Source organism: Paenibacillus sp. JT22N7, assembly GCF_059383875.1.
This window is the reverse complement of record NZ_JBXENY010000006.1, coordinates 233244-245700: the sequence shown is the minus strand read 5'-3', so window position 1 is coordinate 245700 and position 12457 is coordinate 233244. Positions and strand designations below refer to the sequence as shown.

General features: G+C 48.9%; 9 protein-coding genes and 1 pseudogene. 2 read left to right on the top strand and 8 right to left on the bottom strand.

Features of this window, described 5'->3' with window-relative positions; all coding sequences use genetic code 11:
• Window positions 1-65 precede the first annotated feature (65 nt).
• Window positions 66-824, top strand: coding sequence for an SDR family oxidoreductase (locus AC50Y5_RS18080; protein WP_494862620.1), 759 nt, complete (start codon window positions 66-68; stop codon window positions 822-824).
• Between the two features lie 111 nt (window positions 825-935).
• Here AC50Y5_RS18080 and AC50Y5_RS18075 read toward each other — a convergent pair whose 3' ends face one another.
• Window positions 936-2093, bottom strand: coding sequence for an S-layer homology domain-containing protein (locus AC50Y5_RS18075; protein WP_494862618.1), 1158 nt, complete (start codon window positions 2091-2093; stop codon window positions 936-938).
• A 245-nt stretch (window positions 2094-2338) separates the two neighbouring features.
• On the opposite strand from AC50Y5_RS18075, the gene AC50Y5_RS18070 reads away from it, so the two are divergent.
• On the top strand, window positions 2339-2746 hold the full coding sequence (locus AC50Y5_RS18070; protein WP_494862616.1) for a MerR family transcriptional regulator: 408 nt from the start codon (window positions 2339-2341) through the stop codon (window positions 2744-2746).
• 568 nt (window positions 2747-3314) lie between these two features.
• Here AC50Y5_RS18070 and AC50Y5_RS18065 read toward each other — a convergent pair.
• From AC50Y5_RS18065 to AC50Y5_RS18035, 7 genes and pseudogenes are all read right to left on the bottom strand, one after another.
• Window positions 3315-4217, bottom strand: a complete 903-nt coding sequence (locus AC50Y5_RS18065; RefSeq protein WP_494862614.1) for an ABC transporter permease — start codon at window positions 4215-4217, stop codon at window positions 3315-3317.
• Window positions 4207-4920, bottom strand: a pseudogene (locus AC50Y5_RS18060) (response regulator transcription factor). The gene AC50Y5_RS18065 and the pseudogene AC50Y5_RS18060 overlap by 11 nt, the downstream one beginning before the upstream one ends.
• 170 nt (window positions 4921-5090) lie before the next feature.
• Complete coding sequence (locus AC50Y5_RS18055; protein WP_494862612.1) at window positions 5091-5429, bottom strand: L,D-transpeptidase; 339 nt, start codon at window positions 5427-5429, stop codon at window positions 5091-5093.
• Window positions 5430-5456: 27 nt separating this feature from the next.
• On the bottom strand, window positions 5457-5729 hold the full coding sequence (locus AC50Y5_RS18050) for a CPCC family cysteine-rich protein (protein ID WP_494862610.1): 273 nt from the start codon (window positions 5727-5729) through the stop codon (window positions 5457-5459).
• A gap of 107 nt (window positions 5730-5836) precedes the next feature.
• A complete protein-coding gene (gene uraA / locus AC50Y5_RS18045) occupies window positions 5837-7150 on the bottom strand; it encodes a uracil permease (RefSeq protein ID WP_494862608.1) in 1314 nt (437 codons plus the stop codon).
• Window positions 7151-7459: 309 nt separating this feature from the next.
• Entirely contained in the window at window positions 7460-10303 is a 2844-nt protein-coding gene (locus AC50Y5_RS18040) for an Ig-like domain-containing protein (RefSeq protein ID WP_494862606.1), read from the bottom strand.
• A 163-nt stretch (window positions 10304-10466) separates the two neighbouring features.
• Window positions 10467-12401, bottom strand: coding sequence for an S-layer homology domain-containing protein (locus AC50Y5_RS18035; protein WP_056033563.1), 1935 nt, complete (start codon window positions 12399-12401; stop codon window positions 10467-10469).
• Window positions 12402-12457 lie beyond the last annotated feature (56 nt).

Sequence of the window (12457 nt, the reverse complement as noted above, 5' to 3'; positions counted from 1 at the left end):
GTAACAGATGTTCTGTAATGAGCATGTGTTTATTGTATCCTTGATTTCAAATGGAGGAATGAACCGTGAGACTAACAGGAAAAGTAGCTGTCGTAACTGGCGCAGCTTCAGGTATGGGGAAAGCGATTGCCGAGCTGTTCGCAGCAGAAGGAGCTAAAGTCGTCGTTTCCGATCTTCGCGTAGATGCTGCTCAAACGGTTGTTTCCGCTATTGAAGCAAGCGGCGGACAAGCCATTGCAATCGCTGCCAATGTAGCGAAGGAAGAGGATGTTCAGCAATTAATCGATACGACCGTAGCAACATACGGCACAGTGGATATTTTAGTTAATAATGCGGGAATTATGGATAACTTTGTTCCGGCAGGGGACTTAACGGATGAGCTATGGGAGCGGGTATTCGCTATTAATACAACGGGACCGATGCGTACGATTCGGAAAGTGCTCCCTCTTTTCACCGAGAAGAAGAGTGGGGTTATCGTCAATATCGCTTCTGCTGGAGGTTTGCAAGGCTCTAGAGCGGGCGCTGCTTATACAGCTTCCAAGCATGCTGTCGTGGGCCTCACGAAAAATATTGGTTTCCAATATGCCGACCTCGGCATTCGCTGCAATGCGATTGCACCTGGCGGTGTGAAAACGAACATTGCGGCGTCGCTAACGGAGCCTAACGCTTTCGGAGCTTCGCGTGCGATGGCAGGCATGGGCCTCAACCCGCGTACGGGCGAGCCGGAGGAAATTGCGAAGGTTGCTCTGTTCCTGGCCTCCGATGATGCAAGCTTCGTCAACGGCACGGTTGTAACCGCCGATGCGGGCTGGCTGGCTTACTAAAGCTTTACAATCACAAGCAGAAGCAGTAATCCCCACTGGTTGACCCGTTTCCCATACAAATCGTGGGGGAGGGGGAACTGGAGGGGATTTTTTTACTGCAAGCATTAAGAGTTAATTGTAGTCATAGTTCCCCATTATATACGGCAGCCAATTAACCATTATAAAATCGACTTTTGAAGTTTCTTCGTTGAAGCTAAAGTAGATGGTGTAGGTCTTCTTTTCGTTTTTAATTTGTGATCTATTGAATAAGGGGTCCAACTGCATATAGCTGCCATCTTCCGCTTCTTCATAATAATAAAAGGCGCTACCCGTTTTTAAATATCCGGCTGTTCCATATTGCTGTAGAACATCCGTTATCGTACTTTTCTCCAATACAATGCCTTTATAAGTTGAGAAGAGCTTGCTCGCTTCCAAATGATCTTTATCGCTAGCTATATCCCACGAGTCCACTTGGCCTGCTTTATTATAATGAACCGTGAAAGTGGAATATTGGTTGCGTTTAAACGTACCGGCTTGATATGATTCACCGAAGCGGGAGTCAATGGCCTGTTTACTTTCCCAAAGCTTTACTCCCATAGCTGGATTATTTCCAATTAAATCAAAATCTGCTCTTGTAACAGGTTGTGTACTGAATAAAGGCAGCGGCTTGGGAGCAGTTGCAAGATCCGGCAGCTTGCCGATATCAGAAAGTGCTTTTGGCCGTTCTTTAATGTCAAGCATACCTGCTACAGTCAACTGTCTAATCCACTGGATTGCTTCTGCGCGTGTTAAATTAGCATCGGATTTAAAGGTTGATAATGTAGCATCAGGGCTGCTTCCCATGCCATTTCCGAGTAAATAAACAATATTATCGTTGCCTTCGTAGTGAACTCCTCTGGCCGATGCTATAATGGCTGCTGCTTGACCTTGAGTTATAGGCACTGACCTCAGGGCTGGTTTGGTGTAACCTTGTATGGGGTGATTCCAGCTTTTCGCAAGCTGATATGCTGTGCTCATCCGATTATTTATTTTTCCATCGGTGTCTCTTTTGTCTAACTGGACATCAAACGCTCGATACAAAACGACTAAAAACTCTGCCTCGCTTATAAGCCTGTCCGGCTGAAAACTTCCGTCTGAATAACCTCCTATAATATTTTCTTGGCTCGCCCATTGAAATAACGTATCTGCCCAATGACCTGTTGGCTCATACGATTCAGCATAAGCCGACATTCCTCCGGTCATAGTCGAAATCAGCAAAAGACAAATGAATGTGCGTTGAATGATAGACATTTTCCCCAGCCCTTCTCTTTTTTTAGATACTGCAGCTATAAAATGTGTTTAAAAAATATCCATGTTTATTTAATCGGTTGAAGTGTAGCTTAATGTAAGAGATAGCCTTTAGTAGACCAAAACCTCGCATTTATAATAGTAATTTATACACAATCGGGAAGTTATCTCTTTGTTAATCGGAAGTAGCAATACCTGTGAAATCTTGTTACGATTGCTCTATAAGTATAGAGCGGGAGGGACGCACGATGCTGGAAACGCAGGATGCAAAGGGAATGAAGGAAAAATACACGATTAAAGAGGCAGCTGGGTTGGGAGGATTATCAGAGGATACAATCCGTTATTATGAGAAAATCGGCGTTTTGCCGCAGGCGGAGCGTAAAAACAACACCCATCGTTTTTACCGGATGAAGGATATTGAAACGATGAAGATGCTGGTCTGCCTGAAGAAAACAGGCATGTCGCTTGACGAGATTAGACCGTTTATAGGTGTGTCCTTCATCAATAAACCGTCGGATTACCCCGAGCTGGTGCAATTAATGCTGAATCATAAGCAGCAAATTCGGCAGCAAATAGCGGATTTGCAGCAGGTGCTGGACTTTATTGATGACAAGCTGAAAATCACCTCTTTTGAGCAAGGGGGCTGTCCTCAGTAGCTGCAACAACTAGGGCAACCCCTTGACTCAAATCAAAATGAAGAGGTTGAGCAAGGGGAATTAATTTTGGGCAGCTCGGGTGGGGTGGGGTAGGGTAGGACAGGGTAAGGAAGGGGGAAGTGAAGGGCACCTTGCATTTTGAAGGACTGAGAAGCCGCTATTTTAGCATTTAAGGCGATTTCAGCCTCTGAGCGGACAGGAAAGCCGTTATTGTCTCCATAATCACATGAAAATGAGTATGAGGCGCTCATTAGCGTCTCCTGAGTCCGCAAGTACCGCCAAAAACCCTGATTTGGTTAAAATAGCGTCGTCTGTGTCCGCCAAATTTCAGCTGCCGACTTTGCTCGGTTATTAAGCCACTTCATATCGTCTCCGCATAATCATCTCGACTCCGCACACATATCCGAACGAGTAAGCCTACAGCTTTGATGCATCTATTCCTATCTAAGTCTATTTGCAATTATCTGTGCCTATTTATGTCTATCTAAATCTATCTAAATCTATCTAAATCTATCTAAATCTATTTAAATCTATCTATATTTGTCTATACCTGTCTATGCCCAAACGTCTACTCCGTCACGAGAATACGTGGGGTAGCATGTTTAATAGCTTTCGACGAGGCCCATGAGCCAAGCGCCGCCGAGAAAATGCTCAGGCACGAGACGACGAGCACGCCAGCCCAGCTGAAGGTCAGCGGTATAGCGACGATGCCGTAGCCGGACAAAATCGTTTCAAGCAGTAGCGGCAGCGCATAAACGCCTGCGAGTAGTCCGATCAAGGCACCAAGCGTCGATAAAATCCCGATACCGAGAGTGATGGAGAGTCGGATGCGAAATGAGGTCAGGCCGAGGGATTTGTAAATCCCGTAGGTTTTGCCCTCTTTCCGCATATGAATGCGGCAGGTGCTGTACGTTATGAGAAAGGTGACCACCATAAACAAGAGACCCATAAGGCTCATCGGGTAGATGAGAATAGCGGTTGCTTCTTTGAACACGGAGTCGAGCAGCATCTGCTGTGTCACAACCGTAGCCGAGGCTTTATAACGCGTATTCAAATCCTGGGCAAGCGCTTCTGACTGTGCAGGGTTTATGGCATTAATGAAATACACATCCATATCGGAAAAAGCAGGCTCGGCAGCTCTTACCGCATCGGCTGTCACTCTTGCTGAATTGGACATATTGGCAATCGCTTGATAAATGCCGGTGACGGTTAGCGTCTGTTTATGTCCCGCGATATACGCATCGACCGTATCCCTTACACTTTTGCCTAGATTGCGGGCGGCGTTTACACCGAGGGCAATTTCATTTTTTTGCCGCGGATTGTAGCCAGAAATCGTTTCAAAACCAAGCTGCTCGTACCCCCCTTGAACAATCGTCAGATTGAGGCTGATGGAGGATGAAGCCGCACTAAAACTGCCATTATCGTTGCCATCTATGTAGTAGATTGCGTAAAGGCATGCTTCATCTCCCATCGTCCTGGCTGAATTTATAGCCCACGCCCCATACGGTTTTCAGATAGACGGGAGCGGAGGGCTTAGCTTCAAATTTCTCGCGGAGGCGGCGGATGTAAACGGTGACGGTGCTTTCCTCTCCATAGGAGGTATAGCCCCAGACGGCATCAAGCAGCTGTGTTTTGGAAAATACCTGATTTTTATGACTGGCTAAGTAATGAAGCAGCTCAAACTCCTTAGCGGAGAGGGAGATCGTCTGTCCATCCACTGTCACAAGGTAAGCCCGCTTATCGATGGTAATCGCTCCTAATTAGAGCAGGTCCTTGTTTTCTGGTGCTGGCGGGAGAAGCATGCTGTCATAGCGGCGAAAATGAGCATTTATGCGGGCGAGCAGCTCGCTTAATGAAAAAGGCTTCGTCATGTAATCATCGGCACCGAAGCCAAGTCCCAGAACCTTATCGGTATCGCTGCCGCGGGCGCTTAAAATTAGAATGGGAACATTGCTGCGGCTGCGAATTTCCCGGCACAAATCAATGCCATCCATGTCGGGCAGCATCATGTCCAAAATTATATAATCAGGCTGCAGCAGCTTCAGCATTAGCAGCCCATCGCGGGCATTTTCGGCAATAGCAATCTCGTAGCCATGCTTGGACAAATAATCCTTCTGAATACGCGAAATCGCGGGTTCATCTTCAATAATGAGTATTTTACGGGTTTCCTTGATCATGTTTGTCTCCATTCTAAAGACTATTGGGAACAGGGCTATGTTCAGTGGTTACTGTAGGTAATTAAGTCTTCTTCATACACTTCAATTATAGATACGGTCTCTTGCAGCTGCAATCGCCAGATCGCTTGCGCCGCAGCTGCGCTAATGGAGACCGGCTAGGTCAGCCGTTATTCCCGAATGGTCACACGGGTATTGATCGGAACCAAATGGGCGAGAGCGACAACATCGTCATTGTACATGCGGATGCAGCCATGCGACACCATGCGCCCGATAGAGGAAGGATCATTGTTGCCATGAATGCCGTAATGCGGCTTGGATAATCCCATCCAGAAAGCGCCAAACGGTCCGCCGGGATTGGCTTGTTTATTGATTATCGTAAATTCGCCGAGTGGCGATTGCGTCAGCATTTTGCCGATGCCAACAGGATAGGCGTTTACAACCGTATTGCCATCAAGCAAATACAGCCTGCGGTCAGATAGATCAACGATAATGCGGTATGAAGGCATGAAAGGTTTCCCTCCTTTGCTTCTATCCTATGTAAGAGGGGGAGCAGGGGCATTAGGCATTGGTAGGGGGCTCCATTTTTCATCTCGTTTATCTTTATCTGTTGGCTTTCGGTTAGTTCTTCCTAATAAAAAAGCTTTTTGATATTGTCTTAAAGACTCAATATTAGCTCCGCCTTCAAAGTCAGGGTCATTAAATTGGACAGCGTCATCCTCCCAAAAACAAATTTCACATATGTCATATGTGCCTGGCGGTTCATAGTCTAAAGTCATGTAACCACAACAAGGACATGCGAATTTCATAGTCATTTCTCCTCTATAAAAATTTTGATGTTACAGTAAAAATGACGCATCAAACTATGGTTAGTTTGTGCGTCATTTTATAGTTAATTCGAGCTTTGCTGCTTGTTCTAGTGCCCCGATGCCTCATGATCGTTGGACAGCTTCAGCACATCAAACAGCTTGAACAGCAGGCTTAGCAAAATCGCTACGACTGTCGCAAGCGCCATGCCGGAGATGGAGAAATCGCCCAGCTTGATGGTGACGCCGCTGAGTCCGGTTACCATGACAACCGTTGTCAGAAACAGATTTGTCGGCTTGCTGTAATCGACCTTCGATTCCACAAGCATCCGAAAGCCGGATGCGGCGATAACGCCGAACAGAAGCAGGGAAACGCCGCCCATGACAGGAGTCGGAATGCCCGAAATGAGCGCCGAGAATTTTCCTGAAAAAGAGAGCACAATGGCGATGACGGCAGCGCCGCCAATGACAAAGGTCGAATATACCTTCGTAATCGCGAGTACGCCAATGTTTTCGCCGTAGGTCGTATTAGGCGTGGAGCCGACGAAGCCGGAGATCATCGTTGAAATACCGTTGCCCAGCATGGAGCGGCTCAGCCCCGGGTCCTTCGACAAATCCTTTTCGACGATATTGCTCGTCACGACCAAATGGCCGATATGCTCGGCAATGACGACGAGCGCAGCGGGAGCGATGGCAAGAATGGCTGCCCACTGGAAGACTGGCATTGTAAACTGAGGAGACTGCAGCCAGCCGCTTTCACTAACGCCGGAAAAGTCAGTCATGCCCATAAATTGAGCAAGAACATAGCCGGACACGATTCCAATTAGAATCGGAATAATCTTCATAAACCCGCGGAACAGCACCGAGCCAAACACGGTTATAGCCAGCGTAATGGTAGACAATGCGACCGTTGAACCGTCCATCGTCCAGTTTGCCGGGTCCTTATAGTTGTCAGGCATAATCCAGCCCGCCATTTTCGCTGCGACCGGAATGAGCTCCAGCCCGATAATCGCGACAATCGCGCCCATCGCCGCAGGAGGGAAAACGACGTTAATCCAGCCCGTTCCCGCATAATGAATAATCAAGGCGACAAGTGTGAAAATAACGCCTGCGGCAATAAAGCCGCCCAAAGCTGCGGCGTAATTGCCCGGCTCACCAGCTGCATGCTGGCCGATTACCGCTCCGGCAGGAGTGATAAAGGCAAAGCTGGAGCCCAGATAAGCGGGGATTTTGCCTTTGCAAATCCATAAATAAAGCAAGGTGCCGATTCCGTTCATAAGCAGGCACACAGCCGGATCGACGCCGAGCAAATTCGGCACAAGCACGGTGGAGCCGAACATGGCGAATAGATGCTGCAAGCTCAGCATCAGGCTCTGCCCTAGCGGAGGGCGATCCATAATTCCAATTGCATGACGGTTTTTCATAAACCAATGATCCTCCCGAGTGTTCTATGTCTATAATCCTTGTCGATTCTACCTAGTTCGGTGAAGGTTGGCAAGCTTTTTTTCAAAATATAGAGAAAGTATGATTTTTCCATCCTTCCTCTCTATTTCTCGGAATGAAACGCGCCGCGCCGCCAAAGGACGGCCACAGCCGTTTCACCTTGGGCGGAGCAAAAAAAGAGACCGGAGCCGTCCCCAGAACGGACTCCAGTCTGATGCCGTTAGCTATACGAGCCTTGCACCGTGTTGTTTTTCAAGGCAATGCCAGCCATCTTTTAGTGTTATCGTTATTTACGGTGTGTGATGCCCCATATACTGGTACGTCCCTTTAGGATAAAACGACCACTGGCTCGTATCGTACAAGCTCCTGCCGATTTCCCCCGATTTGCGGACCATAGTACCACCGCTTGGGAACAGGGTGCTGGTTAAAGCTCCGTTTGAGCTGATATCGCCAGCTACATCAACGACCACGCCATTTTTCTTAAGAGCAAGGCCGCTCACCGTAATATTCCATTCTGGAGCAAACTTATCTTCAAAATTAAAATAAACAGCTGAAGTTATATCCATAAAATCATAAAATGCTGTGTCTATAATAACGGTAATATTGTTGGGCATGAGGAAAGGAAACGCTAGCTCCTTCTCGTAGTACTGCCCATTGGTAGAATTGCGGCCGTAAACAAACAAGCTATAGCCTGTAAGGTCACTGTTGTCGCTATAAATTTCGACGGCTGACCGGTATTCATCCTCAAGTAAAAACTCGGCAATGTAAACAGGCGAGGTTGTAAAGCTCGGAGCGTCGGCAGCGGTTGTAAACGTCCACTGTGTCTTCGAGGTCATTCCCGTCGATGCCAGACCATTGCTGTCTTTAAAGCTTCCGGCAGCAAACTTTACATAATAGGCGGTCGCGCCTGAGAGCCCGGCAACTTGGACATTTGCCATATTGGCGCTGAACGTCACCTGGGATGGGTCATTGAGGGCGATGCTGGCGGCAACGGTATCGTCTGATGCTTTATACACGGTAAGCGTTTGGCCTGCTGCCGCTGTAACGGGCCGATTAAACGTAAGCGAAAGCGTCAAATTTTTATTCGTATTTAGCTCATGGTTAGCAGGAGACAGGCTGGTAATTTCCAGCTCATTCGTTGCGCTAATGAGCATGTCAATAGTCTTAAGTGTGCGTCCGCTGGTCAAAGCGCTTGCCTTGGCTGTAATGCTGAAGTTTGTAATATCCGTATCAAAGTCGGTGCCATCGTAATCTACCGATAGCCAAATCTCATTGGGGGATAAATGCGACACATCGAGTATGGTCATGCCTTGTGGAGCATGGTTCAACTCAAAGTCGCCCGTGTTTGCCGCCGAATCGAACGTATCCTCCTCTAATGCGACAGCGAAAATAGCCCCGCCGGAAGCTCGCAGTTGATCCTCCGTCAAATCCTCAAGATCGACAGCAGTTAACGTCCGCGCATCTGCGGTCAGGAACGTCCAGGCTGCATCATCGCTGATGCCTGCAAATGCATTGCCATGCACATCTGTAAATGCGCCTTCCTCAACCTCTACGTAATAAGCAGTTATGCTCGTGAATTGAAAAAGTTGTGATGAGGGATGGAGAATCGCTTTACCGCCTTGAATCGTAACCTGATCTGATTCAGATACGATGTAGGTTTGCACGACCGTATCGTCTGAGGCCTGCCGAATCGTAATTTTTTTGCCTGTGACCGGAACAATATCCTCGTTAAAGGACAGGGAAGGCTCGGCTGACAAAGCATAGTTCGGCTCCTGATTTGCAGGAGAGGTCTGCACGAGCAGAGGAGCGGCGACATCGGCAGTTGCAAAGCTCCAAGCTGAAGAACTGCTGATGCCTTCAAAGGTATTGCCCGCCTGATCGATGAATGCGCCAGCGTCTATCGTGACGGAATAGCTTGTCTCGCTGCCTAGATCGGCATGCTTAATCGATATATTTTTGCCATCTATGATGATATGACTAGCATCGTCTGCATCGTAGGCCAAAACATCAAGCGGATTCGCCGTATTTGTAATATAGATTTTTTTACCGGAAACAGCTGTAACGGGCCTATTCATTGTCAGCTCCAAATCGGCAGCTACGCTAATGTCGCCCGCGGAATGAGCTGGAACCCGGCTCTGAATATAGGGTGCGGACGTATCTGGCACTACCGTGCTGGTGGCCAGCAAGAAGGATTGCCCATCGATTGTGCCTGCCGCCGCAACTGGTGTAGCTTCTACAAATAAGTAGAAGCCGACGTCTTCAGACGCAACGGGATAGGCTGGCGAAGTTGCGCCGGCAATGGCCGTGCGGTCCGAGCCATCTGCCTGCGTGCCGCGGTACCATTGGAAGCGGGAAGCGGCTTCGGCGTCATTTTCAGCATCAAAATAATTATATTGCACCGTCATCATTTCGCCTGCTTTCAGCAAGCCAGCGAGCGAAGCGCCGTGCAGCACAGGAGCATCGTTGATAGAACTGAGCGTGATGATGTAATTGGAGCTGGTTGCCGAGGAGCCTTTGCCCGCATAGCTGCTTAGCAGCTTGGTTGCGTCCGCAGCGGTGACAACGCCGTCACGGTTAATATCGAGCAGATTAATCTCTTCCGGCGTCAGTACAGCGCCGCTGTTCACGACCTTCATAATGTACAGGGCGTCCGCAGCAGTGACAACACCGTCGCCAGTCGTATCCCCGATGCGGGTTACGGTCAACTGGAACTGCTCCGTCAGTTTTTCAAGCGTTGGGGTTTGCGCTTCAAGCGTAATCGTAGTTGTCCCCGCCAATATAATCTCTAATTCTGTATAAAGCTGATAAGCATTTGCCGTAGCAACGGCGGAATCGCTGGACGAGGCTGTCAGCTGGGAAAGGCCAGCAACACCGGAGAACAGCACACTTGCATCCAAGGAAATACGGGAGCCGTGATGCTCGATAGCCGCACCAAATGGGGTGGTAGAATCCGAGGAAGGCTTAATCCAGGGAATATCCTTGTTGACGATCGGGGTGAAAAAGTTGGAGGTGGCCGGAGTGGCATTCGCTCCATTTGGCAGTGGCAGAGCGGTCCCCAGCATAGTCGCGCACAAAATAATCGCAGGTCCTTTGCTGCGGGAGAAATGAGTCATTTTACGCCAATAATTATTCATTCGTCCAGTTCTCCTTATAAGAGGGTTGATGAGATATTGCCTTTATTGTAAAACAAGCGGTTGAACGGATTCTGAATCTTATTGTCGAAATAAGTCGAAGGAAAAGGCTGCAAAATTCTAGCGATAGAATTTTGCAGCCGGATTGAAATCATGCAGATCAAGCTTAACCGTTAATTAGACCAGCTTTGACAAGCAGGCGTTTCACGATAGCAGCGGTCTCTGCCCGGGTTACATTGGAATCCGGGTTCAGAGCGCCATCGGCGCCTTGGACAATGCCGTTTTTCAAAGCAGCAGCAACTGCGGCTTTAGCCGAAGCTGATACCGATGCGCTGTCTTGGTAGGCTGCCAGCAGGCTGTCGATTTCAGCGGTATCGCTGACTTGTGCTAGTGAGGTAAGCGCAAGGGCGCGGTTCAAAATAATCATCGCTTCTTCACGAGTGATCAAGCCGTTTGGACGGAAGGTGCCGTCCGAATAGCCGCTGATCAGCTTGCTCGAAACCGCGAGCTTCACTTCATTTTCGTACCAGCTGCCTGCCTTCACATCGGAGAAGGAAACCGCTGTGCTGCCGGAAGCGGCATGGATGCCGAGCGCGCGCAGCAAGGTTGCTGTAAACTCAGCGCGAGTAATGGAAGCGTTCGGTGCAAATTCAGTTCCCGATACGCCCTTCATGATCAGGCGGGAGCCGAGATCGATGACGTCATTTTTGCTCCAGTGATTTTCAACATCCTTGAACGAAGCCGGGGTATAAACGACCGCATAGCTGCTGTTCGTCAAGCTGTTGATGCTCGCCCAATACGTGCTGCCCGTAACGGAAATATGGGTCGGTACATGGTGCAAGGTGCCATCAGAACCAAGCACTACGCCCGTTGTAATCGCTGTGCCGTCAGAGCCGGCAGGAAGAGCGATCGCACGTTCTACATAATGATTAAACTGGTTAACGACAATGCTTTTGCCGTTGTAATGCGCGATGACTTCAAAGTCAACTGGCGTTCCAACAACGCTCAGCCCTTGCTTGGAGGCTTGGGATTTTACTGCGCTTGCCGCGGAGCCATCGGCTGTTGTGATGGAAATCGTGATTTTAATATCCGACAGGGCAACCGAAGCGCCAACCTGTGCGGAAATGCTGTCAATGTTGATATCGCTCGCAGGCAGCGTATAAGTAGCCGTAGGCGTTTGAATTTTAACGGAAGCTCCACGACCTTCCAGCTCTTTCACCAGTTGGCCGTTCAGCTCGCCGGTCACGATAGCGGCAGTTGTATCCTGAACCGGAAGCACCAGCTCTTTAATGCCGGAAGTGCTGATTTGCTTGATTACTTTATCGTTGTCTACTTCAAGCAGTACCGATTTGCGTCCATTTTGTACAGAAGACTTCGAAGTCGCAAATTGCGGCTGCTCCTTGCCATCGATGTAGACGATGACCGGTGTCGATGTTGTTGTCGGCGCCGGTGTGCTTGTAGCAGGTGCCGGTGTTGTGGAACCGCCGCCTGAGCCCGATCCGGAGCCTGGATCTGGATTGTTCGGAGAATCCTTGTAAACGACAATTTCTCCGCCTGCCAGTGTAGACGGCACCTTATAAGAGGAACTGCGGTAAATGGCCCAATTTTCATCTTTGGACGTATCTACAGTCAAATTATAAGTTCCTGTCGTTTCGCTGCTAAGCGCTTTAATTTCAATAGTAAACAGCTGCTGCGGGTCATGAATACGCGAGTTTCCGCCAGTGGAATCGATCCAGATCGCCCGGACCCAGCCAGCCGTATTGTCGAAGTTGGACTGGAAATAGCCCGTATCAGAGGGGCTGCCGTCTTCTGGAGCAACTTCACCATAGGTAGGCGTGATGCTGACGATGCTGAAAATAGCAGGATCGAAATCGAGCTGCATGTTATAAGCACCAACGCCATCGCCAGCACTCGTCAGCATGACAGGCACGCTTCCTGATTGTCCAGCTGCAACTCGGGTATTCGTAATCGTAACCTGCGCAGGGGCGCTAGATTCAGCGTGTGCGGCAGTTGGAAGAAGAACGGCTGGCAATACGAGCAGGCAGCTCAGTATGAGCAGCAGAAGGCGTCTTGCAGGAGCTTGCTTCAATAATGGTTGCATAATAACCTCCATGATAGTAAGGGTAGATGTGTGGGGCCTGGGTATTTTGATCTTCG

What these genes read in the sequence shown, in the direction of transcription:
- AC50Y5_RS18075 (WP_494862618.1), bottom strand. Translation starts at nt 2,093, where the DNA reads ATGTCTATCATTCAACGCACATTCATTTGTCTTTTGCTGATTTCGACT.
- AC50Y5_RS18070 (WP_494862616.1), top strand. Translation starts at nt 2,339, where the DNA reads ATGCTGGAAACGCAGGATGCAAAGGGAATGAAGGAAAAATACACGATT.
- AC50Y5_RS18065 (WP_494862614.1), bottom strand. Translation starts at nt 4,217, where the DNA reads ATGGGAGATGAAGCATGCCTTTACGCAATCTACTACATAGATGGCAAC.
- AC50Y5_RS18055 (WP_494862612.1), bottom strand. Translation starts at nt 5,429, where the DNA reads ATGCCTTCATACCGCATTATCGTTGATCTATCTGACCGCAGGCTGTAT.
- AC50Y5_RS18050 (WP_494862610.1), bottom strand. Translation starts at nt 5,729, where the DNA reads ATGAAATTCGCATGTCCTTGTTGTGGTTACATGACTTTAGACTATGAA.
- uraA (WP_494862608.1), bottom strand. Translation starts at nt 7,150, where the DNA reads ATGAAAAACCGTCATGCAATTGGAATTATGGATCGCCCTCCGCTAGGG.
- AC50Y5_RS18040 (WP_494862606.1), bottom strand. Translation starts at nt 10,303, where the DNA reads ATGAATAATTATTGGCGTAAAATGACTCATTTCTCCCGCAGCAAAGGA.
- AC50Y5_RS18035 (WP_056033563.1), bottom strand. Translation starts at nt 12,401, where the DNA reads ATGCAACCATTATTGAAGCAAGCTCCTGCAAGACGCCTTCTGCTGCTC.